The following is a 25,197-nucleotide window of genomic DNA, read 5'->3' as shown; positions in this document are numbered from 1 at the left end:
TTAATATCATTGAATTAAAATTTCATAGTTCTTAAACAACAAAAAGTCAGAACCCATTTGTAGTTATGGATTCTGACTTTTATTAAATCATCGCCTTCTCAATACGTACACGTTTGAAATTTGACTTTTTAAAAATGGTTTCTGATATTTTGCTAAATATCTTCAACTCTCCAGTAGTATAAAATTCATGAGTAGGTTTTTTGTTGCCATTGGCTAATAAATGATGCATTGAGAGCAAAGCACTAGTTTCTCTTGCTGTTTCCTCACTGGAGGAAATAATTGTTATATTTGCTCCCATTTCCTTCTGAATAGTATTTTTAATTAATGGATAATGTGTACAACCAAGGATTAAAGTATCCATTATTTTATTATTTTTCAACGGTTTTAATGTTTCCTTTACAACGCTTTCTGCTTTTTCACCAAACATTATCCCTTGTTCAACCATAGGTACAAACATAGGACATGCTAAAGAATCAACAGTTATTTCAGGGTTTATATTTTCCAAGGCATCCTTGTAAGCATTACTGCGTATTGTACCTTCTGTACCAATTACCCCTACATGATTATTTTTTGTCCACTTTATGGCAGCGCGAGCCCCTGGCTGAATAACACCTAATACAGGTATATCCAGTTTATCTTGCAACTCTTTTAGTGTAAAAGCAGTTGCCGTATTACAAGCAATTACTAACAACTTAATATTTTTTTCAAGCAAGAAAGAGACCATTTCCCATGTGAATGCTCTTACTTCTTGCTCTGATCTTGGGCCATAAGGGCATCTCTTTGTATCTCCTATATAGATTAACTTCTCTTTAGGTAGTTGACGCATTAACTCGTATGCTACTGTTAAACCGCCGACACCGGAATCGATAACACCAATCGCTCTTTGCATATATTCCCCTTCTTTATGCTATTATTTATTATTTACTTTCCTCATTTGCTCATGTAAAAAATCCAATAATTCGTTTAGAGATTCTGTTTGCTCTTCAGTAAAATCTTCTAAAACTTCCCCTAAATAAACTTGTCTCTTCTCAATTACCTCTTGTATAATCTGCCTTCCTTTATCCAAAACGCGAATGCGCACAACTCGTTTATCTTTTGAATCTTTAACTCTTTCTACAAGTTCGTTTTTCTCCATACGGTCTACTAAGTCAGTTGTTGTGCTAAAAGCAAGGCTGATTTTATTGGATAACTCACCAATTGTTAGTTCCTCATTTTCCACTAACCATTGTAAGGCAACAAATTGTGGTGAAGTGATGGGATAATTAGTCAAAATCTTTCTGCCATTTTGCTTAATAATCCCAGATATATAGCGCATTGTTCGTTCTATATTATTTATTGTGTATGTTGAAGAATTTTTTTCCAAAAGAGCTACCTCCTGCTTGCATATATGTAAATAAAATAAGTCTTTTCGACATAAGATTATTATAACAAAGATTTCTTTATTCCATATTCAAAATGTTGTTTGTATATTGGGCATTCCATAAACTAAATATACGCACTGTTTTATAACTTCCTTCATACGCTATATTGACTAAATAATTTCCCTTCATTTGCAGCTCTATGACAGCAAGGAGGGGTTAACACTTGAAGGACAACGAGTATAAACCGAAGCAATTACTGACAAAGCGAGAAAAAGAAGTGTTTGAATTGTTAGTACAAGACAAAACAACAAGAGAAATTGCCCAAGAATTATTTATATCAGAAAAAACTGTCCGTAATCACATTTCTAATGCTATGCAAAAGCTTGGAGTCAAGGGGCGTTCACAAGCAGTAGTTGAGCTCCTGCGCATGGGGGAGTTAAAGCTTTAGAAGAACCGACTTTCCTTCGGGAAGTCGGTTTTCCATCTTTCACACCTAAGCGTTCGCCAGCTTTTCTTTAATGGATTGTTCGAGTGATATCGGCTTTCCTGATTCAGCTTGAACAAATACCAATCGTCCTCTACCTGTTAATGCGATTTCTTCCTTTTCATCAATAGCCATATAATGTAAATCAACAGATGAGTTACCGATATAATGTACTTTTACATATAATTGTATTTTTTGATCAAAAATATCTGTTTTAAATAATTGCATTGTAAGTCACCGACAACCGGAATTGCCTTATCTGTTGATGAGCTAGTAAATAATTCCAGTGACTTTAAGAACTCAATTCTGGCTTCTTCAAAATAAATAAACGGAGAAACATTATTTACGTGGCCAAACATGTCCGTTTCTGAGAAACGAATGGAAATAGGGATTGAAAATGAAAATTCTGAACGCCATTGTTCCATATCCTCAATATAAGTTATCTTTGACAATATATATCCTCCTAAATAACTAAAAATTTCTCTCTTTAAATTATTGTTTTTGCTACTAACCTCGATTATTTGCATGAAAACAGAGTAATCCAGAAATTATTTGATATTGTTCTTTAAACAACTGTCGCTTATAACTTTGATTTAAAAAAATGACCCCGACCATTTTATTGGACAGGGGCCATAGTATACAAATATAAATTTTTACTTAATGCGCGTTGTCACTTCCAAAGAAGTTTTTAAAGGCTTGAATATTTGTAGCCCTGTTCATCGCTGCAATAGAAGTAGTTAAAGGAATTCCCTTAGGACAGACTTGAACACAATTTTGTGCATTTCCGCACCCGTCAATTCCACCGTCGTCCATTAGACCATCTAATCTTTCACTCGCATTCATTTCACCAGTTGGATGTGCATTGAATAAACGAGCCTGCGAAAGCGCTGCAGGTCCAATGAAGTTTGATTTATCGTTAACGTTAGGACATGCTTCTAAGCAAACTCCACACGTCATGCATTTTGAAAGCTCATAAGCCCACTGTCTCTTTTTCTCAGGCATACGTGGGCCCGGCCCTAAATCATGTGTTCCATCAATAGGGATCCAAGCTTTTACTTGTTTAAGTGCATCAAACATACGTTCACGATCAACAATTAAATCGCGAACTACAGGAAACGTTGACATTGGTTCTAAACGGATTGGTTGTTCCAATTGATCCACAAGTGCAGCACAAGACTGTCTTGCTGTTCCATTAATTACCATTGAACAAGCTCCGCAAACTTCCTCGAGACAGTTCATATCCCAATAAACCGGAGTTGTTTTCTCCCCACTAGCGTTAACCGGATTTTGGCGAATTTCCATTAACCCAGATATCACATTCATATTTTTACGATAAGGAACATGAAATGTTTCCTCATAAGGAGCAGATTCTGGGCTGTCTTGTCTAGTAATAATAAAAGTAACAGTTTGTTGTTCAGCCATGATTACTTACTCCCTTCGCTTTTTTTCGTATAGTCACGTTTACGTGGTGGAATCAGCGACGTATCAACCTCTTCGTATGAAAATACCGGTGAATTATTATCCTTATCAAAAGAAGCAATTGTCGTCTTCAACCACTCTTCATCATTTCTTTCTGGGAAATCAGGCTTGTAATGAGCTCCTCGGCTTTCGTCACGATTATAAGCTCCCATTGTAATCACCCGTGCTAGATGTAACATGTTCTTTAACTGCCTTGTAAACATTACTCCCTGGTTGCTCCAGCGGGATGTATCATTAATATTGATATTCTCCCAACGTTCAAGTAATTCTTTAATCTTCTCATCTGTTTTTAGAAGCTTATCATTATCTCTAACTACTGTAACGTTATCTGTCATCCATTCTCCAAGTTCTTTATGAAGTTGATAAGCGTTTTCTTCACCCTTCATATTCATCAAGGCTTCGAAGTTTTCTTGTTCTTCCTTCGTATTTTCATCAAATAAATCAGTAGGTAAATCCTCTACATGCTTTTCTAAACCATCAATATATTTAATAGCGTTCGGTCCAGCTACTGAACCACCATAAATTGCTGATAGAAGTGAATTTGCTCCTAAACGATTACCGCCATGTTGAGAATAATCACATTCACCTGCTGCAAAGATACCAGGAATGCTGGTCATTTGTTCATAATCTACCCAAAGTCCACCCATAGAGTAATGGACAGCAGGGAATATCTTCATTGGTACTTTTCGTGGATCTTCTCCAACAAATTTTTCATAGATTTCTATAATACCACCAAGTTTAATATCCAATTCTTTTGGATCTTTATGAGAAAGGTCCAAATAAACCATATTTTCACCATTAATACCTAATTTCTGATTAACACACACATCGAAAATTTCACGTGTAGCTATATCACGTGGCACAAGATTTCCATATGCCGGATATTTTTCTTCTAAGAAATACCAAGGTTCACCATCTTTGTATGTCCAAATTCGGCCACCCTCCCCACGAGCAGACTCACTCATTAAACGGAGCTTGTCATCGCCAGGAATAGCGGTAGGATGAATTTGAATAAACTCACCATTGGCATATTTTGCACCTTGCTGATAAAGTTTACTTGCAGCTGATCCTGTGTTTATCATTGAATTTGTTGATTTACCAAATATAATGCCAGGACCACCAGTTGCAAATATAGTAGCATCAGAAGGAAATGCTTTTATTTCATGTGATTTAATATCCTGGGCTACAATTCCTTTCCCAACACCTTCATCATCAATTATTGCACGAACAAATTCCCAATTTTCATATTTCGTTACTAAGCCTTCTACTTCATAGCGGCGAACTTGTTCATCCAAGGCATATAACAACTGCTGCCCAGTAGTCGCCCCTGCATATGCAGTTCGATGATGCTGTGTACCACCAAAACGTCTAAAATCTAGTAAACCCTCTGGAGTACGGTTAAACATAACACCCATGCGGTCCAACATATTTATGATACTCGGCGCAGCATCACACATTGCTTTTACCGGGGGCTGATTTGCTAAGAAATCCCCACCATAAACAGTATCATCAAAGTGAATTGCCGGAGAATCACCTTCTCCTTTTGTGTTTACCGCGCCATTAATACCACCTTGGGCACACACAGAGTGAGAGCGCTTCACAGGTACAATAGAGAAAAGGTCTACATTCACACCTGCTTCAGCAGCTTTTATTGTTGCCATTAAGCCGGCAAGACCTCCGCCGATAACAGCTATTTTTCGGTTACTCATAATACTTGCTCACTCCTTATATTTCTATTTACGCTCCGTACGCAAATTGGATAAGTGTTCTAACACCTATATAACTAACAACAAAAAATATGATCACCGTTACATATGTAGCGATTTTTTGGGATTTTGGTGATTGGGTAAGTCCCCAAGTCACTGCAAAGCTCCATAAACCATTTGCGAAATGGAATACTGCAGAAACAACCCCAATAATATAAAACCAGAACATAATAGGACTTGATAGAATCCCTTCCATTAAACTGTAATTTACTTCAGCATTGCCCAATGCAACCTGCACTCTTGTTTCCCAAACATGCCATGCAATGAATACAAGTGTAATTATTCCAGTTACTCGTTGCAAAAAGAACATCCAGTTTCGGAAAAATCCGTATCTTTTTGTATTGTTTCTTGCTTCAAATACAATATAAACTCCTAAAATTGCATGAAACAAAATCGGTAAATAAATTACAAATGTCTCCAGTACAAGTACAAATGGTAAATTCGCCATAAAACCTGCAGCTTTGTTGAAACTTTCTTCACCATACACAGCAAAATGATTCACCACTAAGTGTTGAACCAAAAATATTCCGATTGGAATTACTCCTAACAGTGAGTGCAGTCGTCTGCTTAAAAACTCACGGTGTTCTGCCATGTGTTACCCCCCTTTAGTTTGTCAAATGCTCTTCATAGTAAATACAATTTATGCTCGATAACCTATACTTATCTGTCAATATCGTATCGCTAAATAAATTGTACTGTTTGTGACATATTTATTGTACTTCTATCTACAAAAAGCGTCAAGAAAACGAGATACATATTTCGTTAAAATTATATAGTTACTTTAAAGGTTTTACTTAAATGTACTTGCGAAATAAATAAAATATATACATAATAAACTAATAAACTAAAATTCTATTTGAGTCGAAAAGCAAGGAAAGGATGACCTCCATGTCGAATAATAATACTGTTTTTCCAATTTCCCAACTAACTGATTTACAGTCTTCAGGAGCTGGTTATGATATATTACGTTACTTGGGATTACCGGAAATTTTAGGTACAGAGTCAAATACATTACTTTATTTTTTAGGAAGAAACCTTGCAAGAAAATTTGAATTTAACTCAATGGAGGACATTGCTCACCTATTCGAACAGCTTGGATGGGGTTACTTAGAAATCGTTAAGGAAAAAAAAGAAACAATTATTTTTCAACTAATGTCAGATGCAATCGTACAACGTTTGAAAGCACCGATTGATACAGAATTCAGATTAGAAGCTGGCTTCCTAGCTGAAGCATATCAGAGAATTGACAATTCTGATTGTGAATGCACAGAAGAAATCAATAGCAAACTTTTTCTGGTACAATTTACCCTCCACCGTGTTTGAGAAGCTGAGTTCAAAAAAACATAACTGCCATTTAAAAAAATATTTAAAGAAAACCTGTAATCTAAATTACAGGTTTTCTTTTTGATCATTATTTAAATAGCTTATAATATCTTCAGCAATATTTGATGGTATCCCTAACTTAGTAATATCTTTGATGTTGGCTTTCTTAATTTCCGTAATAGATTTAAAATGAGTCAATAACAATCTTCTACGTTTTTCTCCAATACCGGGAATTTTATCTAGTTCAGACTGCACAAGGTTTTTCCCGCGTAACTGGCGATGAAATGATATAGCAAAACGGTGTACCTCGTCTTGTATTCGTTGTACAAGGTAGAATTCCTGTGATTGTCTTGACAGTTCTACAACTTGAGGTGGTATCCCATAAAGTAACTCACTGGTTTTGTGTTTATCATCTTTAACCAGGCCGCACAATGGTATATCAAGCCCAAGCTCATTTTCTAATACATCTAATGCAGCACTCATTTGCCCCTTTCCACCATCTACAATAATTAGATCAGGCAAAGGAAGTCCTTCCTTGAGAACTCTAGCGTAGCGCCTCCGGATAACTTCTCTCATTGTTTCATAATCATCCGGGCCTTCTACATCCCGGATTTTATATTTACGATATTCTTTTTTATTAGGCTTTCCATCAATAAATACAACCATTGCCGAGACAGGGTCGGTGCCTTGTATATTAGAATTGTCAAATGCTTCAATTCGATGGGGAACTTCTATATTTAAAATTTCTCCCAACTTTTCAATTGCTACTATAGTACGCTCCTCATTTCTCTCAATTAAGGAGAATTTTTCTTCCAAAGCAATTTTTGCATTCTTTTCTGCAAGCTCGACTAACTCTTTTTTTCTGCCCCGATATGGTGTGTGCACATCAACTTCTAAAAGCTCTTTCAGCAGATTAACATCTGTTCCGAGAGGCACCAATACCTGCTTCGGTTTCAGGTGATGCTGGTGAAGATAAAACCTTCCAATATAACTCAAAAAAGTTTCCTCAGCATCGTCAAAAAATGGAAATACCGCTACATCTCTTTCCATTAATTTCCCTTGCCTGATAAAAAAGACTTGAACGCACATCCACCCTTTATCATAACTATAACCAAATATATCTCTATTTATTTGATCATTTAACGTCATTTTTTGTTGTTCCATTACTACTTCAATATGTTGAATTTGATCCCTTAATTCCTGGGCTCTCTCAAAATTTAATTGTTCACTGGCTTCATACATTTTACGCGACAGGTCATTTTTAATACCTTTGTATCCTCCATTTAGAAACGAACTGATACTTTGAATAATTGAACCATACTCTTTCCTTGTCGGGGGTGTCTCGCTGCATGCCAAGCACTGATTCATATGATAATACAGACACACCCTCCAGGGGGATTATTACATTTTCTTAATGGATAAAGACGATCAAGCAGCTTTTTTGTTTCTCTTGCTGCTATAACATTAGGATAAGGTCCAAAATATTTACCTTTATCTTTTTTAATTTTTCTAGTAATAAGTAAGCGAGGATGCCTCTCAGATGTAATTTTTAAGTATGGATAAGATTTATCATCTTTTAACATGACATTATATTTAGGGTCATACTTTTTAATTAGATTCATTTCAAGAATTAATGCTTCAATCTCTGAATTGGTAACTATATACTCGAAATCTTGAATTTCCTGTACTAATCGTTGTGTCTTTCTATCATTTGCTCCCGTAAAATAGGAACGAACTCTATTTTTCAATAATTTTGATTTCCCTACATAAATAACAGTGCTTTGCTTATCTTTCATTAGATAGCAGCCTGGTTGTGCCGGAAGCACTGCTAATTTCTCCCTAATTGTTTCATTCATGTTATCATTCCTCATATATTTAGAAAATCCCTTGTTACAAAAAAGCAACAAGGGATTTGAAATTTAATTTATAGTCTTATTATACATAAATTAAGCGTGTTTGTTAATAAGGTCAACTAAAGCTTCTTTTGGTTGAAAACCAATTACCTGATCAACTACGTTACCGTCTTTGAATAGTAGTAGCGTTGGAATACTCATTACGCCGTATTTACCAGCTGTTTCCTGATTTTCGTCTACATCCAATTTGACAATCTGTACTTTTTCTTCCATTTCGTCATCAATTTCTTCTAATACAGGCGCGATCATTTTACAAGGTCCACACCATGGAGCCCAGAAATCAGCTAATACTAAGCCCTTTGAAGTTTCTTCCGCAAAATTTTGATCTGTTACATTAACTATTGCCATTTATATTCCTCCTTATTGCTCATTCTTGCTTGATTCATAATGAAAGTATAACATCGATATTATTTACTAGCTAATACTTTGCTTATACTTAATTTTAGGTTGAATTGAATTTCTTTTCCGTATAGATACTTTTAATAAATGAAATATGCTTCTTCCTAACAAGGAGAAGCATATTTACTGCTATATTTATTTTATTTTCTTTATTTCTTCAATAAGTACAGGGATAACTTCAAATAAGTCACCAACAATTCCGTAATCCGCTACGTTAAAAATATTTGCTTCTGGATCTTTATTGATAGCCACTATTACTTTAGAGTTTGACATACCGGCTAGATGCTGGATAGCCCCTGAAATACCTACAGCAATATATAAATCAGGAGTAACAACTTTACCTGTTTGTCCAATTTGGAGGGAATAATCACAATACTCCGCATCACATGCCCCACGGGAAGCGCCTACCGCCCCTCCAAGAACATCTGCGAGTTCTTGTAACGGCTTAAATCCTTCCTCACTCTTAACGCCACGACCACCTGCAACTATAACGTTTGCTTCGGATAAGTCTACACCTTCAGAAGCTTTACGTATTACCTCTTTTACGATCGTACGAATATCTGTAATATCAATTTCCTTAGTAGTAACATCGCCTGAACGTGCTTCATCTCGTTCAAGTGAAGGTATGTTATTCGGTCGGATAGTAACAAAAGTTATACCACTTGTTGTGATTTTTCTTTCAAATGCCTTTCCTGAATAAATAGGTCTAATAAATTCAACTTTCCCATTTCCTGTTTCAATATCAACTGCGTCGGATATTAAACCAGTTCCAAGTTTACTAGCAAGCTTTGGAGTAAGGTCTTTACCAATGGACGTATGACCCATTACAATACCAGCAGGGTTTTCCTCATTAATTATAGTCATTATCGCCTGTCCAAATCCCTCTGATGTATACGTTTTCAAATTATCGTGCTTTATAGTTATAACTTTATCAGCACCATAATAGATCATTTCTTTTGCTTGCTCGGATAAATCCTCATCTCCACAAACCACACCAACGATTTCCGCATCTGAATTTATTTTTCTTGCAGCCGCAATAGCTTCGAATGTAACGTTACGTAATGACCCATCTCTTGTTTCACCAATAACTAAGTATTTTTCACTCACGTCGCTTTTCTCCTCTCTATCTATTAATTATTAAAGGACTTTCGCTTCATTTTTTAATAAAGATACTAATTCCTGAACTTGTTCTTCTATTTCACCTTCCAACACTCTACCCGCTTCTTTTTCAGGTGGTAAAAAGATATCTGTTGTTTTAGTTTTTGGTTCCAGCTCATCTTCATCTAAATCTAAATCGTCAATTTCCAATTCTTCAAGTGGTTTTTTCTTCGCCTTCATAATACCCGGCAAAGAAGGATAGCGCGGATCATTAAGCCCCTGTTGACAGGTAACAAGAACTGGAAGACTTGTTTCAATAACTTCAACGTCTCCTTCGACGTCCTTTTCAATATTTACTTTTTCACCATCAATTTTCAAACTGGTAATCGTAGTAACATACGGAATACCTAACAGCTCTGCAAGCCTGGGACCAACTTGGCCACTTGCTTCATCAATTGCTACATTACCCGCAAGAATTAGGTCTGGTTCTTTATCTTCAAAGAATGCTTCGAGAATTTTAGCAGTTGTAAACTGATCCCCTTCATCTAAGTCGTCTTCCGTGTTAATCAAGACAGCTTTGTCAGCTCCCATAGCTAATGCAGTACGTAGCTGTTTTTCTGAATCTTCATCACCAATAGTTACAACCGTGACTTCTCCCCCGTGTGCGTCTCTTTGAACAATTGCTTCCTCAACAGCATATTCGTCATAAGGGTTAATAATGAATTCGGCACCATCATCTTCAATTTGTCCATTGGACACAGAAATTTTCTCCTCTGTATCAAAGGTCTTTTTTAATAATACAAAAATGTTCATCTGTACTCCTCCTTTGTTTATTTATCCTGGAAGTTTGGCTTACGTTTTTCAATAAATGCCTGAATGCCTTCTTTGGCATCGTCAGAGCCAAATATCTGACCAAATTCCTTCGCCTCTTCTTCAACACCTAAACGAAACTGACCGGTTTTTGCAAATGGGATTAGCTTCATTACACTATTAATTGTCAACTTGCTTTTATTCGCAATTTTTTCTGCTAGTTTAGTAGCTTCCGAGAATAATTCCTCCTCAGACACTGCCTTATTAGCCAATCCCAAATGATACGCTTCCTCTCCACTAATCGGCTCCCCTGTAAGTACCATTTCATAAGCTTTTGAGGTTCCAACATAAAGAGGTAATCGTTGAGTCCCCGCAAAACCTGGTATGATTCCTAACGTTAGTTCAGGTAATCCTAGTTTAGCAGAACCACTAACCAGTCTTATGTGACAAGCCATAGCCAATTCAAGCCCCCCGCCAAGCGCTGCTCCGTGAATAGCGGCAATTACCGGAACGTGAAAATGCTCAATACGCTCAAACAATTTCTGTCCCTTTTCAGCTAGAGTTTGGTAATCTGAAGCATGCTGTAGGGAAGTGAACTCCTTAATATCAGCTCCTGCAGAAAAAAACTTCCCTTCCCCTTTTAATACCACAGCTTTAATTGCATCATTTTGTGCAATTTCATCCAACTTTTCAGAAAGGTCATTTAATAATCTGGTAGATAATGCATTTGCTGGGGGACTTTGGATTGTTAGATATGCAACTTGATTGCTCGTCTCAAATGTTAATGTTCCCATAACAAAACCTCCCTTTCAGTATAATTCAAATATAAGAAAATTGGAAACTCAATATCTATGATACAGAAAGTCCATTTATTAATAAAGCATGAACATCTTCTGCTTGAGCTACTAAATCATATTTCCTTTCCTTCATCACCCAGTTGGTAACTGTTTCATCCAATGTTCCAAATATCATTTGTCTAACGAGTTGGGTGTTCAAATTATCCCGGAAGCTGCTTCCTTCTATACCTTCCTTTATAATGGAATCAATAACTAATAAGTATGGTTTCAATACTTTATTAATTTTCAGCCGTAGTTGAGGATCAGATTGCCTTAACTCCAACTGGGTTACAGTTGCTAAATGATGATTATCAGCAAGCTGGCGAAAATGTAACATAATAAGTGTCAAAAGTTTATCGTTTGCTGTTTGTTTATCGCTAATACCTTTTTCTATTTCCTCTATAAACTGACCCATTTTCTCCTCAAAAACAGAAACAAGAATGTCCTCTTTATTTTTGAAATATAGATAAATTGTCCCATCTGCTACCCCGGCTTTCTTAGCAATTTTAGATACCTGAGAAGCATGATAACCATTTTCAGCAATAACAACTACAGCTGCATCAATTATTTGTTTGTATTTTGGTTTGTTTTTTTTCATTGTTTACTCCTTAGAATAGATACATAATGAATGAATCATCATTCATATTTATTCTAACGGCACAAACAGAAGATGTCAATAATTAGCTTGTCTTTATTTTTTGAAAAAACGAACGGTTTACACCGTTTTCTTACCTTTACTCTCCTGAGGTTTTTTTTCTGTTTCTTCATCAATTAATTTTCTTCTTAGAATCTTACCAACTGCAGTTTTAGGCAGTTCATCTCTGAATTCATATATTCTAGGTACCTTATATGCAGCCAAATGTTTTCTACAATAGTTGTCTAAAGTTTCTTCCGTAGTGTCAAAGCCCTTCTTTAATACCACATAAGCTTTGACAGTTTCCCCTCTGTATGGGTCAGGTATCCCAGCTACCACAGCTTCTTGTACACCTTCATATTCATACAATACCTCTTCTACCTCTCTAGGATAAATATTATACCCTCCTGCAATAATCATATCTTTTTTCCGATCTACCACATAAAAATAACCTTCTTCATCCATATAGCCTAAGTCACCAGTAAATAGCCATCCGTCTTTTAAAACATGCTCAGTCTCTTCCTGCTTATTCCAATACCCTTTCATTATTTGCGGGCCTTTTACAGCAATCTCTCCAACTTCCCCAATATCAGCTTCTTCTCCCGTTTCCATTTTAAATATTTTTGAATCGGTATCCGGCCATGGTACCCCAATACTCCCGTTAATACGCTTATCCCATACAAAGTTTGCGTGGGTGACAGGAGATGTTTCTGTCAGACCGTAACCTTCCACTAATTTTCCGTTTGTTACTCTTTCAAATTTGTCTTGCACTTCTACTGGTAAAGGGGCAGACCCACTTATACATGCTTTAATGGAAGAAAGATCGTATTTCCTTAAATTTTCGTGATTGAGTAACCCAACATAAATAGTAGGGGCTCCTGGAAATAGTGTTGGCTTTTGTTTATCGATTGTCTTTAGAACATCCTCTACTTTAAATTGTGGTAATAATACCATTTTGGCAGCAGTCATAATCGAATTATTCATGACAGTTGTCATTCCGTACACATGGAAGAATGGCAAAACTCCAAGGATTATTTCTTCGCCATGCTTTGTGTTATATAACCAAGCATCACACATTTGTACATTGGCAACTAAGTTATAATGTGTTAGCATCACACCTTTTGGGTAACCTGTAGTTCCACCAGTATATTGAAGTAAAGCCAAGTCTTCTAATGGATCAACTTCGACCGGGGTAAAATCTTCGCTTGAATGACTCAACATGTAGTTCCAAAGATGTGTATCCTCACTTTGTTCAGCTTTTACAACCATGTTGTATTGTTTACGTTGGATAAATGGATAAATGATATTTTTAGGGAAAGGCAGATAATCTTTTATCCCTGTAACAATGGTATGTCTTAATTCTGTATTTTTCCTTACTTTTGTTACAAGTGGCAATAAAATGTCCAAGCAAATAATAAAAGTAGCTCCAGAATCCTTCAACTGATATTCAAGTTCCCTATCTTTATATAAAGGATTCGTCTGGACAACTATGCCACCGGCCATCAATGTGGCATAATAACTTACTACAGCTTGAGGACAATTGGGTAACATAATTGCCGCTTTATCACCTTTTTGAAAACCGAGCGATTGCATATAGCTCGCCATCTTCTTTGCCTGTTTTTCAAGTTCTGCAAAACTCATCTCTTTCCCCATAAAATGAAGCGCTTTCTTATCCGGGTAACGAGTAGCATTCTCAAGTAAGAATGCAAATAAAGGTTTTTCATCATACTTTATACTTGTAGGGATCTCAGGTGGATAATGCTTTTGCCATCTTTTCAACTGACTCATCTTTTTTCCTCCCTTACACTACTTTATACTCATTATACCGATTCTTTTCTATTTTTTGAACTTTTAAGCGAATTTTTAAAAATTTTTATTATTTTATTAAGTATATGATACCCACAATCACAAATATAACTGCTACAACACCTAAAATTTTTGCTAATCTGTCTAATACCATTGTTTTCTCTCCTTATCCAATACTCGCGCCAATGACAAATGCCAAGCCAACAGAAATAGTCATTGAAATAAAACCTACTGCGATATTTCCTTTACCTATTTCTTCATCTATTTTAATAGTAGGGGTTAAAAATTCGAACATAATATAACCGAATAATAGAAGAAGAAATCCGATAACTCCCCACCCGATACTCTGTAACAAGGTATCGTTATGTTCTATGGAATACCGAAAAATAGTTGCGATGCCGAAAATTTTCCCCCCGGTAGCCATCGCAACTGCAAAATTACCACTCTTGATTTCCACCCAATTCTTATATGAAGTAACCAGTTCAAATATAGAGAGAAAAACAACTGTACACAACACAACTACACTGTATCTTGCAGCTGTTTCCACAATAATATTCTCCCAAAAACCATCGCCCATAAACGGACACCCTTTCCCTGTTATACCTCTTTATTAATTTAATTCTATTACCGTAACCCCACTACCGCCTTCTCCCGCGGCGCCAGATCTAGAAGACTTGATGCGTGGATGTTTTTTCACAAAGTCTTGCACACCTTTACGCAATGCGCCCGTACCCTTACCGTGTATAATGGATACCTTTGAATATCCAGCCAGAAATACATCATCCATATATTTTTCGAGTTGAAGTAAAGCATCTTCAAACCTCTCTCCACGAAGATCAAGCTCAGGTTTCACATGATAATTAGAGCCTTTAATTGTTGTTAGGGGTTTCTCATACGTTTGCTTCTGTTTACCTATTAGTTGAAGATCTTTTCTATTAGCTTTTACTTTCATTATTCCTACTTGTACTAGGTACTCCTTATCATTTATCTTTTCAACAACAGTACCCTTTTGGTTAATTGTGAGCAGTTTTATTTCATCCCCATTACGTAGCTCTTTATCCGTAGAAGCTTTTGGCAGCTTAATTTCCTGCTCCTTAGAAGAGAGTTCAGGCTTTGCTTCCTCAAGCATTTTTTTTGCTTCAATCCATTCATGTTCTTTTAGCTCAGCACCTGTTTTCATCTTTCTAATTTCCTGGACAATCTCTTCCGCTTCTTCTCTAGCTCTAGTTAAGGCTTTCTCCGCCTTTTCTTCAGCCTTTTTATATAGGCCTTCTCTTTTCTGCTCAAATTGTCTCCATTGTTTTTTTATTTCATCATGAATCTTTTCACTTTCCATTAAAATATGATGAGCTTTTTCATAATCATTTTCTGCCTCTATTTGTGATTTTTCCAACGAAGCAATCATATTTTCCACACTTTTAGAATCTGTGCCGATATGTGATTTTGCATTTTCAATAATAGTATCCCGCAGACCCAAACGCCTAGAAATTTCAAATGCATTACTTCTACCAGGCACTCCCAATAATAATCGGTATGTTGGTCGTAACGTGTTCACATCAAATTCAACTGAAGCATTTACTACCTGTTCACGATTGTATCCAAAGGCTTTTAATTCTGGATAGTGTGTTGTAGCAATTACCCGAGCATTCGTGGAAATGACCTCATCCAATATCGACATTGCCAGAGCTGCTCCTTCTTGTGGATCAGTACCAGCCCCAAGTTCATCAAATAAGACAAGCGATCTGTCATCAACTTCTTCCATGATGTTTACAATATTTGTCATATGAGAAGAAAATGTACTTAAATTTTGTTCAATGGATTGCTCATCACCAATATCTGCAAAGACCTGGTTAAAAACTGATAATTCACATCCGTCCAAGGCAGGCACTTGCAGGCCGGACTGTGCCATTAATGTACATAATCCTACCATTTTTAATGTTACCGTCTTTCCCCCGGTGTTCGGGCCAGTAATTACAATTGTGGTATAATTATCACCTATTTCTACATCGTTTGCCACCACTTCGTCGGCAGCGATTAATGGATGACGTGCTTGTTTCATTTTAATGATTCCACGTTCATTCATCTTTGGCTTGGATGCTTTCATACTATTTCCCAATTTTGCTCTAGCGAACATAAAATCAATTTGTCCAAGCACAGCTATGTTCTCAGTTAAAAATCCTTCTTGATTTGCTATTTGTTCACTTAACTCACGAAGGATCCGCTCTACCTCTTGTTTTTCTTGAATAGACGCTTCCTGAAGTTGATTATTTAAATCCACGACAGCTCGAGGCTCCATAAACAACGTTTGGCCAGAAGCTGACTGATCATGAACTATTCCACCTATCGATCCACGATATTCTTGTTTGACCGGGAGAACATACCGATCATTTCGAATGGTTATTATCGAATCTGATAACATATTGCTTTTTGTTTTGGTAAAGCTGTCCAGCTTATCTCTAACTCTGCTTTCAAGTGTTCTTATCGTAGTTCGTATACTGCGTAACCGTTGAGAAGCACTATCCATCATGTGACCATGGTCATCGATGCTACTTTTTATACTCTTTTCCAGCTCTCTTAAAGGAGTAATCCGCAAAACAAGGTCTTGAAGTATTGGAATATCTTCCTCTAATTTTTCAATAAAATCTTTTACCTGCCTGCCTCCATAAATTGTATTCGCTACATCCAAACATTCAACCGTAGATAAGATCCCGCCAATTACAGTTCGTTTCAAGGACTCATTAATATCACGAATTCCACCTAATGGGACATTCAAGTTTAAACGTATAATTTTCATGGCCTCATCTGTTTCGTCCTGCAAATGTAGAACTTCATTAAATTCTGTTGAGGGGTTCAATTTACCGGCCATTTTCTTACCCAAAGTTGTTTCTGTTTTATTAATTAATTCATCTCTAATTTTTTTATACTCAAGTACCCGTAGCACACGATCATTCATACATTCTTACTCCTTTTAAAAAATACTCTCGATTACTAATAACTAATCACATCTATTTATTACGATTAAAGTAGGCAATTAGTTCCTCTTTGGACCATGTATTTAACACATTTTTTTTAATGGTCCAACCCTTTCTGGCTGTTCCGACCCCATATTTCATATGATCAAGCATTTGATAATTATGGGCATCCGTATTCACAGCAAGCTTAACCCCCATATCATTTGCCTTTCGAGCCCAATCAGCCGAAAGATCCAACCGATTTGGATTAGCATTTATTTCCAATGCAGTATCTGTTTCCTTTGCTCGCATAATTAATTTATCCACATCTACGTCATAACCATTTCTTCTGCCAATTAATCTCCCAGTCGGGTGTGCAATTAGTGACACGTAAGGATTTTCCAAAGCAGCATATAAACGATCCATTATTTTTTCCTTCGATTGATTGAAGTTTGAATGAATAGCTCCAATTACAAAGTCCATTTCATTTAGGAAATCAGTGGAGAAGTCCAGCTTACCATCTGGTAAAATATCCATTTCTACACCTGCAAAAATATGAAAATCTTTATATTTCTGATTTAATTCATTTATCTTCTCCCTTTGCTCTCTTAACCTTTTCTCATCCAATCCATTTGCAACTCGAAGATACTTCGAATGATCTGTAATCGCAATGTAGGAATATCCTTTATCTCTTGCCATATTGGCCATTTCTTCAAGGGACTGAGCACCATCACTCCATGTTGTATGCATGTGAAGATCCCCCTGGATATCTTCCAATTCAAGAAGGTCTACATGCTCTTCATATGCCTCAAGCTCTCCGGTATTCTCTCTGACTTCAGGAGGAATGAAAGTAAGACCAAAGTGGTTAAAAAAAGCTGCTTCACTTTGAAAAGTAAGGAGCTCTTCAGTTTCTTCTACTTCCACACCATATTCACTAATTTTTTCTCCTCGTTCTTTAGCAAGTTGCCTCATTGCAACATTGTGCTCCTTCGAGCCAGTAAAATGGTGTAATGTGGAAGCAAATTCACTCTTAGTTACAAGGCGAAAGTCTACATTTACATCGTAGACGTCATCAATCGTAATTGAAACCTTAGTTTCTCCCTTAGCAATAACGTCCTTAATACCTTCCATTTTAAGGAGAGTGTCACGCACAATTTCGGGCTCCTCAGTTGCAATTATAAAATCAATATCTTTAACAGTCTCACGCATCCTTCGTAAACTGCCCGCCCGGGAAAAGTCCTTTACCTCTTCAATTTGCTTCACATATTGTTCTACTTTTTCAGCAATCGGAAGCATGATAGCTATTGGCAGGCGTTCCGGTCTTTTACCGCTTTCTTCAATAGCCTCCAAAATTTTTTCTGCTGTCTTCTTCCCGAAACCAGATAATCCTTCTACTTGACCATTCTCACAAGCTTCTTTCAATGCTTGTTTATTCGTGACCCCCAACTCCTGATAAAGTTTGGCTAGTTTTTTACCTCCTAGACCGGGTAACTGTAGAAGTGGAACTAATCCCTCAGGTACTTCTTCTTCTAATTGTGCAAGCGTTTCAGATTCACCTTGTTCAATGAGTTCTTCAATAACATTACTTGTTCCTTTACCAATCCCATTTATCTTCGTAAAATCATCTATATCCCCTAATGATCTGTCATCTCGCTCTAGTGCTTGAGCGGCTTTTCTGTAGGCAGAAATTTTAAATGGGTTTTCACCTTTTAATTCTAAGTAAATAGCGATTTTTTCCAATAATTTTATAACATCTTTTTTATTGACCGTCATTCGTTCACACCTGCTTTTATAATGATTTTAGTTATGGAGAGAAATATATAGGATACAAAAAATTGTTTTTTATAATGTAATTAAACCTAGCAATTTTTCATTTAGCCGATTCTCTTGGAAAACTACTCAAACGGATAAAAGCTTTAGCAAAAAAGACTGGTTCAATCTAGTTAACACTTATTGTACATGACATATAAGTGTTCCTCTAATACTTTGAACCAGTCTCATATTAATAATAATAGCTTCTGTAATAAATACGCCATTCAGTTCCCCTCACCATGCAGCTATCCATTTAAAGCATCTGCGATATGGGTGAACCATAATTCCTTAATTTGTTCAGATAGGTATGGAGTGTGTTCAAGAATTAAGAGTGCCATATTTGATCCATTTATCCATGATTGTATGCCCTCCATTGGAGTTAAAGCCAAGATATATAATACAATAAAGAGCAGCAAATAAATTTCCACAAATCCAAGTACTGCCCCCAATAGCTTGTTTAAGGAATTTAAGACTGGAAGGGACGCAATAAAGTCAAGCATAGAGCCAATAATTTGTAAAATAATCTTTACAGCGAAAAATATGATAGCAAATGCTATTGCATTGTAAAAGCCGTTTTCCAAAGGTAGTGCCTGAAGAAATTCTGCCCATTTACTTTCGTCTGATAATTCAGGATAAGGAATCCATAATGCAAGCTTTGGCCCTAACTGATCATAATATAGAGCTGCAATTATAAAGGCAACCACAAAGCTAATAAGATGAAATAATTGCAGGATAAAACCTCTCTTTAATCCAATTAAAAAACCAAAAATCAAAATCATAATGATAATAATATCAACCATTTTATTTATCCTCTTTCTTATTCAATGAGCCTAATAATGTAGCATAATCTTCTTTAAGTTTTAAATAGTCACTCATCGTATTAACAGCAGTCAAAACTGCCAATTTAGCTGTGTCTAGATGACGATTCGAATCTTGTATCTCATTCATTTTCTGATCAACAAGGCTGGCAACCAACCTTACATGACTTGGAGATTCTGAGCCAATGATAGTATATGTTTTATTATGTATTTCAACAGTTAGTCTAGATTTTTCATGTTCGGACATCTCATATCCTCCTACCGGGAAAATTGTACATCTTATATTAACATGAACTAAACTATTTAGGAAACTGTGATCTATTCATATTGCTTATGAAAGTCGTTTCTTTCTCTCTTTAAATTTGCTATAGTCTATATTATCGAATGAATTGGAGTGATCTCAATGTCTCAAGTAGTTTCAGCGATATCAAAGGACAAAATTATAGAAATGAAAAGCTTTTATTCCACATATTTAACAAACACTCCACAGGGAGCTATATTTCGAGCGAAAACACCAAACGCTGTTATAACCGCCTATCATTCTGGAAAGGTTCTCTTTCAAGGGAGCAATCCAGAAGCAGAAGCTGGAAAATGGCCAGAAAGTAGTAATAAAAAGAGCACCCATAAAAAAACTCAGAAGTTGAACAATAGTTATGCTCCACCGGAATCATTGTTCGGTAGCAATCATATTGGTACGGATGAAGCGGGAACAGGTGATTACTTTGGACCCATTACAGTAGCCGGTGTTTTTATAAAAAAAGAACAAATCCATTCATTAAAGACAATGGGCGTAAAAGATTCAAAAAATCTGACTGACTCGGTAATTAGAAAACTTGCACCTGAAATAGTAAAACTCAACCTCCCTTACTCCTCTCTTGTGTTGCCTAATGAAAAATACAACCGGCTACAAGAGAAAGGTTGGACACAAGGTAAGATGAAGGCAATGCTTCACCACCATGTTATAAAGAATATTTTTGGTAATATTGATACAACTCAATTAGACGGCATCCTCATTGATCAATTTTGCGAACCACATGTCTTCCAAAGGCATATATCATCTGAAAAAGAATCTATTCTTGAAAAAACATATTTTATGACAAAAGCTGAAAGTTATTCCATTGCAGTAGCCGCAGCGTCTATTATAGCAAGAAGTCGTTTCTTAAGTGAAATGGACCTTTTATCTGACAAATTGGGTATTGTTCTCCCTAAAGGCGCTTCAAAAAAAGTCGATCAGACAATAGCTAAAGTAATATTGGAAAAAGGAGAGTCTACCTTGGATGGTTGTGCAAAAACGCATTTTGCCAATACCAGAAAGGCACAGGCTTATATTAAATAAGAGAAAAAGGGTATAAAAACAAAGTCCTGAAATTTACCAGCACTAAAGCATCCTTGTACGTTTCAGATGAGAATGGCCGTTTATGAATAAGAAATTGATAAAACATAATTTCTTATTCATCCTTATCTTTTAAAAAGCAGTTTTATTGCAAAAGTTAAGGAACTAACGTATTTTGTTCATTCATATTTGGAGGAAACTGCGACGTAACTTTATTGATGAAAAGCTCAGTAAAATATTTGAGGAGAAGTGACCCATTGATTTCCGTTTCAGGCGGACGCTTTCACACCTCCGGGGTACAAGCGCGACATCTGCTCGTGCCCTCACAGTGTCTTCTTTGCCGCCGGCATGGCCTCAGCCGCCCGCGGAAAGCGGAATATTTCCCCGTAGCGGTGATCTACGCAGCCTCTATATCCTTAGTTACTTCGCATTCTATCTTTTTTGTAAATCAGTGGATAACCTTAACATATATTAGAATCTAAAAAGCCGAACGAATTTGAAATTAACTCAAAAATTTCAAATACTGTTCGGCTTTTTCTACTGTTACAAACTTTTAACTACGAATAATGGTATTATACTTGTTATTTACTGTTTCTACAATTTGGTTGAAGGATTTTTCAATTTCCTCATCTGTCAACGTTTTTTCAGGATCTTGATAGAGCAAGCTATATGCAACTGACTTTTTACCTTCTTCAACATTCTCGCCGTGGTATACATCAAATATGTTAACACTTTTCACTAAAGGAGCACCTATTGCTTCAATTGTTTCTTTCACTTTACCTGCATGGATATCCGCGTCCATAATGAAAGCAACATCTCTTGCAATCGAAGGATACTTTGGTATTTCATTGTACGATGGAATAGATTGGAATTCAGAAAATACAGTTTCCATATTCACATCAAATACATACGTATCTTTCACTTCTAATTTCTTCTGTAGTACTGGATGGAGTTGTCCTATAAAACCGATCACTTGATTATTCAATTTCATGATTGCACTTCTGCCTGGATGCAAATCATCCAGCCTTGCAGGTTCAAAGACAACAGGAAGTTTTAGGTAATTAAAGAGCGCCTCCATAATACCTTTGACCACATAGAAATCAACTTCCTTCTTTTCTTGCTGCCATGGATGTTCCACCCATTGTCCACTAAGTGCTCCAGATAGTCTTAATCTTTCGTCAGGTTGACTTGTAAGCACTTCTTCATCAGATATAAATATTTTACCTAGCTCATAGTATCCCAAATCATTTTGATTTCTAGCCTGATTATATGCAAGTATATCCACTAATTCAGGTAATAGACTAAGTCGTAGATACTTATGATCCTCACTCATCGGCATTGCGAGCTGTACAGCATGCACATTCTCTTCTTTTATTTCTGGACTGATTAATTTACTTATAAAATTTTCATTTGTTAGAGAATACGTGATCGTTTCCAACAAGCCTGCACCCTGCAAGAAATTATTAATATTTCTTTTTAACTGTTGGTTATTAGTTAAACCACCTGCCTGGGAAGCGCCTGAAGGTAAAGTATACGGGAGTTGGTCATACCCATAGATCCTTGCCACTTCTTCTAGCATATCTTCAAATATGGTAATATCCTGCCTACGAGTCGGTGCATACACTGTAAATGCTTCACCTTCATTATCAAAACGAAAACGAAGACTATTTAAAATCTTTATAATTTCATCTGTGGTAATTTTGGTGCCTAATCGTTTGTTAATTTCTGTAGTGTTCATCGTTATTACTTTTTCTGAACGCTCTAATTCATCAAACTCTACTATATTTCGAAGGATCTTACCATTTGCATACTTCTGTAATAACTGACAAGCTCTCTTCCCAGCTGCCTTCACTCGATTTGGATCTATTCCTTTTTCAAATCTGGTGCTTGATTCACTACGCAGGCCAGTATGTTTAACTGTTGCTCTCACAGCAGATGGTGCAAAGTAAGCAGCCTCTAGTAAAACGGTAGTAGTTTGCTCGGTTACCTCGGTATTATGTCCGCCCATTACACCAGCCAATGCTACAGGTTCTTTGCCATTCGTTATTACCAAATGCTCTTCTGTTAAAGTTCTTTCCTGCTCATCTAATGTTACAATTGTTTCCCCATTGTATGCTCTGCGGACAACAATTTCTTTTGTTTGTAATCGATCATAGTCAAATGCATGCAACGGCTGTCCATACTCCAACAAAACATAATTGGTAATATCCACAACGTTATTAATTGGACGGATTCCTGCTGCAATTAAATAGTTACTCATCCATAACGGAGATGGTTTTATTTCTAAATCTTTTATAATAAATGCTCCGTAATATGGATTTATATCTTTTGCATCTACAGATACCGAAATGTGGTCTGAAGCATCCTCTTCTGATGTATCATATTCTTCGTTTGGCAATTGAATATCCTGGTCCAAAATTGCGGCCACTTCATAAGCTACTCCCAGCATGGACAAACAATCTGCTCGATTTGGAGTTAAATCAAATTCGAGAACAGCATCATTTAAATTTAATAAAGGTTCTACACTTTCCCCCACATTTACATCCTCTGGGAATACGAAAATTCCATCGGCTGCGTCCTTAGGAACGTACTTCTCTTCTATTCCCAATTCTTGAAGTGAGCAAATCATTCCATTTGATTCAATCCCACGAAGCTTAACTTTTTTTATTTTAAAATCACCCGGTAAAAGAGCACCTGGTTTAGCAACAGCTACTTTTTGCCCTTGCGCTACGTTCGGAGCTCCACATATAATTTGTAAGGTTTCTTCTCCAACATTGACCTGGCATAAATTTAATTTATCAGCATTTGGATGCTGTTCACATGACTCAACATAACCTACAACTACATTTTCACTCTTTTCTGCTATATACTCAATACTGTCTACTTCAATACCTGATTTAGTTATTTTTTCAGCTAATACTTCTGGTTGAATTGACTCAATATCAACATAGTTTTTTAGCCAATTTAATGATACTAACATTTTTAAGCCCCTCTCTAAGCATTATGATACTGTTTTAAAAAACGAATGTCGTTTGTGTAGAACTGTCTGATATCATTTACTCCATATTTAAGCATAGCAATTCTCTCCGGCCCCATACCGAAAGCGAATCCTGTGTACACTTCCGGATCATAGCCAGCCATTGATAAAACATTTGGATGTACCATACCGGCACCTAATATCTCAATCCAACCAGTCCCTTTACAAACCGAACAACCTTCCCCACCACAAACCTTACAGGAGATATCCATTTCTACGGAAGGTTCTGTAAATGGAAAGAAGCTCGGACGAAGACGAATTTCCCGATCTGCCCCAAACATTTTTTTAGCAAACACATCTAATATTCCTTTTAAGTCACTCATCGTTACATTTTTATCTACATATAATCCTTCAATTTGAGTGAATTGATGAGAATGCGTTGCATCATCAGTATCCCGACGATATACTTTACCAGGGCAAATCATCTTCACAGGCTTTTGACCATCAAACTCTCGCATGGTTCTAGCCTGTACAGGAGAGGTATGTGTTCTCATCAGTAGTTCATTAGTTAAGTAAAAAGTATCCTGCATATCACGGGCGGGGTGACCCTTCGGAAGATTTAGTGCTTCAAAGTTATAATAGTCTGTTTCCACTTCTGGACCTTCTCTTACTTCAAAACCCATTCCGATAAAAAGATCTTCGATTTCTTCAACGATTTTTGTTAATAAATGAGGTCCGCCAACCTTTATCGGACGTCCTGGCAGTGTTACATCAATAGCTTCCTTTTCCAGTTGTTTCTCTAAGGCAACTAGTTCCAGTTTTTCACTTTTTTCGTTTAGGGTTGCGGTAATTGCTTCTCTTACTTTGTTAGCCATTTCACCAAAAACAGGTCTTTCTTCTTTTGAAAGTTTCCCCATACCTCTTAATACATTGGTTAGCGATCCCTTTTTCCCCAAATAAGCTACTTTAATTTCTTGAAGTTCTTTCGTGTCAGCTGCTTGACCTATTTTTTCAAGAGCCTCTGTTTGAATTGTTTCCAACTGTTCTCTCATAGCAAAATACCTCCTTAATTATAGGTTTAAATGTGTCTAATGCCAGATCGGACCATATAAAAAAGCCTCTATCCCAAAAAAGGGACGAGACTTTGCTTCGCGGTACCACCCTATTTGGCCCATGATTTCCCATGTGCCCATCTCTTGACATGATAACGGATGTTAAGTCCGAAACACCTTTACTTGCAAAACAAGGTCCAAGTGCTAGCTCCAGAGTGAAATGACAACAGTCATACGGTAGAAATGCTTACAGTCCAAGGCATTTCTTCCCTTGTCCGTAATCAGCCTGTAATCAGTCTCCTTCAATGCTTCATATTATTTAAAGATCTTTTTATTATAATTTTA

The 25,197-nt window shown here is 36.5% G+C and carries 23 protein-coding genes and 1 pseudogene; 3 read left to right on the top strand and 21 right to left on the bottom strand.

Annotation, left to right across the window (positions count from 1 at the left end; translation table 11 throughout):
• Positions 1–82: 82 nt before the first annotated feature.
• Entirely contained in the window at positions 83–889 is an 807-nt protein-coding gene (gene racE, locus JCM12304_RS01340; RefSeq protein WP_060678336.1) for a glutamate racemase, read from the bottom strand.
• Positions 890–910: 21 nt separating this feature from the next.
• A complete protein-coding gene (locus JCM12304_RS01335; protein WP_019376772.1) occupies positions 911–1,363 on the bottom strand; it encodes a MarR family winged helix-turn-helix transcriptional regulator in 453 nt (150 codons plus the stop codon).
• A gap of 221 nt (positions 1,364–1,584) precedes the next feature.
• On the opposite strand from JCM12304_RS01335, the gene JCM12304_RS01330 reads away from it, so the two are divergent.
• Entirely contained in the window at positions 1,585–1,809 is a 225-nt protein-coding gene (locus tag JCM12304_RS01330; protein WP_019376771.1) for a helix-turn-helix domain-containing protein, read from the top strand.
• A gap of 45 nt (positions 1,810–1,854) precedes the next feature.
• Here JCM12304_RS01330 and JCM12304_RS20245 read toward each other — a convergent pair whose 3' ends face one another.
• From JCM12304_RS20245 to JCM12304_RS01310, 5 genes are all read right to left on the bottom strand, one after another.
• Positions 1,855–1,980, bottom strand: coding sequence for an acyl-CoA thioesterase family protein (locus JCM12304_RS20245; RefSeq protein ID WP_369813123.1), 126 nt, complete (start codon positions 1,978–1,980; stop codon positions 1,855–1,857).
• A 41-nt stretch (positions 1,981–2,021) separates the two neighbouring features.
• Positions 2,022–2,297 carry an acyl-CoA thioesterase gene (locus JCM12304_RS20240; RefSeq protein WP_369813122.1) on the bottom strand — a complete coding sequence of 92 codons (276 nt, stop codon included), beginning with the start codon at positions 2,295–2,297 and terminating at the stop codon, positions 2,022–2,024.
• A 205-nt stretch (positions 2,298–2,502) separates the two neighbouring features.
• Positions 2,503–3,267: a succinate dehydrogenase iron-sulfur subunit gene (sdhB, locus tag JCM12304_RS01320; protein WP_060678335.1), complete on the bottom strand. Its 765-nt coding sequence runs from the start codon at positions 3,265–3,267 to the stop codon at positions 2,503–2,505.
• A gap of 2 nt (positions 3,268–3,269) precedes the next feature.
• Positions 3,270–5,033 (bottom strand): succinate dehydrogenase flavoprotein subunit, encoded by a 1,764-nt coding sequence (sdhA, locus tag JCM12304_RS01315; RefSeq protein ID WP_019376768.1) that lies wholly within the window; start codon positions 5,031–5,033, stop codon positions 3,270–3,272.
• Positions 5,034–5,061: 28 nt separating this feature from the next.
• Entirely contained in the window at positions 5,062–5,682 is a 621-nt protein-coding gene (locus JCM12304_RS01310) for a succinate dehydrogenase cytochrome b558 subunit (RefSeq protein ID WP_019376767.1), read from the bottom strand.
• A 296-nt stretch (positions 5,683–5,978) separates the two neighbouring features.
• On the opposite strand from JCM12304_RS01310, the gene JCM12304_RS01305 reads away from it, so the two are divergent.
• Entirely contained in the window at positions 5,979–6,413 is a 435-nt protein-coding gene (locus JCM12304_RS01305) for a YslB family protein (RefSeq protein ID WP_060678334.1), read from the top strand.
• A 66-nt stretch (positions 6,414–6,479) separates the two neighbouring features.
• Here the strand turns inward: JCM12304_RS01305 and uvrC are convergent.
• From uvrC to zapA, 12 genes and pseudogenes are all read right to left on the bottom strand, one after another.
• Positions 6,480–8,269 (bottom strand): annotated as a pseudogene (gene uvrC, locus JCM12304_RS01300) (excinuclease ABC subunit UvrC).
• Positions 8,270–8,359: 90 nt separating this feature from the next.
• The gene (gene trxA, locus JCM12304_RS01295) at positions 8,360–8,674 is read right to left on the bottom strand and encodes a thioredoxin (protein ID WP_060678333.1); all 315 of its coding nucleotides are present in this window, start codon (positions 8,672–8,674) and stop codon (positions 8,360–8,362) included.
• 186 nt (positions 8,675–8,860) lie between these two features.
• Positions 8,861–9,832, bottom strand: coding sequence for an electron transfer flavoprotein subunit alpha/FixB family protein (locus JCM12304_RS01290; protein WP_060678332.1), 972 nt, complete (start codon positions 9,830–9,832; stop codon positions 8,861–8,863).
• A gap of 30 nt (positions 9,833–9,862) precedes the next feature.
• Positions 9,863–10,636: an electron transfer flavoprotein subunit beta/FixA family protein gene (locus JCM12304_RS01285; protein WP_060678331.1), complete on the bottom strand. Its 774-nt coding sequence runs from the start codon at positions 10,634–10,636 to the stop codon at positions 9,863–9,865.
• Between the two features lie 17 nt (positions 10,637–10,653).
• A complete protein-coding gene (locus JCM12304_RS01280) occupies positions 10,654–11,427 on the bottom strand; it encodes an enoyl-CoA hydratase (RefSeq protein WP_060678330.1) in 774 nt (257 codons plus the stop codon).
• A 55-nt stretch (positions 11,428–11,482) separates the two neighbouring features.
• Positions 11,483–12,067: a fatty acid metabolism transcriptional regulator FadR gene (fadR, locus tag JCM12304_RS01275; protein ID WP_019376760.1), complete on the bottom strand. Its 585-nt coding sequence runs from the start codon at positions 12,065–12,067 to the stop codon at positions 11,483–11,485.
• Between the two features lie 117 nt (positions 12,068–12,184).
• Complete coding sequence (locus JCM12304_RS01270) at positions 12,185–13,891, bottom strand: AMP-binding protein (protein WP_060678329.1); 1,707 nt, start codon at positions 13,889–13,891, stop codon at positions 12,185–12,187.
• Positions 13,892–14,075: 184 nt separating this feature from the next.
• The gene (locus tag JCM12304_RS01265; RefSeq protein WP_019376758.1) at positions 14,076–14,486 is read right to left on the bottom strand and encodes a DUF350 domain-containing protein; all 411 of its coding nucleotides are present in this window, start codon (positions 14,484–14,486) and stop codon (positions 14,076–14,078) included.
• A gap of 33 nt (positions 14,487–14,519) precedes the next feature.
• A complete protein-coding gene (locus tag JCM12304_RS01260) occupies positions 14,520–16,862 on the bottom strand; it encodes an endonuclease MutS2 (RefSeq protein WP_060678328.1) in 2,343 nt (780 codons plus the stop codon).
• Positions 16,863–16,914: 52 nt separating this feature from the next.
• Positions 16,915–18,633 (bottom strand): DNA polymerase/3'-5' exonuclease PolX, encoded by a 1,719-nt coding sequence (polX, locus tag JCM12304_RS01255; protein WP_060678327.1) that lies wholly within the window; start codon positions 18,631–18,633, stop codon positions 16,915–16,917.
• Between the two features lie 284 nt (positions 18,634–18,917).
• On the bottom strand, positions 18,918–19,472 hold the full coding sequence (locus tag JCM12304_RS01250) for a CvpA family protein (RefSeq protein WP_060678326.1): 555 nt from the start codon (positions 19,470–19,472) through the stop codon (positions 18,918–18,920).
• Position 19,473: 1 nt separating this feature from the next.
• On the bottom strand, positions 19,474–19,737 hold the full coding sequence (zapA, locus tag JCM12304_RS01245; protein WP_040955165.1) for a cell division protein ZapA: 264 nt from the start codon (positions 19,735–19,737) through the stop codon (positions 19,474–19,476).
• A 156-nt stretch (positions 19,738–19,893) separates the two neighbouring features.
• Here zapA and rnhC point away from each other — a divergent pair, with 156 nt between their 5' ends.
• The gene (rnhC, locus tag JCM12304_RS01240; RefSeq protein WP_060678325.1) at positions 19,894–20,826 is read left to right on the top strand and encodes a ribonuclease HIII; all 933 of its coding nucleotides are present in this window, start codon (positions 19,894–19,896) and stop codon (positions 20,824–20,826) included.
• Positions 20,827–21,376: 550 nt separating this feature from the next.
• Here the strand turns inward: rnhC and pheT are convergent.
• Complete coding sequence (gene pheT / locus JCM12304_RS01235; protein ID WP_060678324.1) at positions 21,377–23,803, bottom strand: phenylalanine--tRNA ligase subunit beta; 2,427 nt, start codon at positions 23,801–23,803, stop codon at positions 21,377–21,379.
• Between the two features lie 14 nt (positions 23,804–23,817).
• Positions 23,818–24,852: a phenylalanine--tRNA ligase subunit alpha gene (gene pheS, locus JCM12304_RS01230; RefSeq protein WP_060678323.1), complete on the bottom strand. Its 1,035-nt coding sequence runs from the start codon at positions 24,850–24,852 to the stop codon at positions 23,818–23,820.
• Between the last annotated feature and the right edge of the window lie 345 nt (positions 24,853–25,197).

The sequence above is a fragment of the Virgibacillus halodenitrificans JCM 12304 genome (assembly GCF_001310895.1).
GTDB lineage: Bacteria > Bacillota > Bacilli > Bacillales > Amphibacillaceae > Virgibacillus_Q > Virgibacillus_Q halodenitrificans.
The sequence above is the reverse complement of the archived record's forward strand: the minus strand, read 5'-3'. Positions and strand labels throughout refer to the sequence as shown.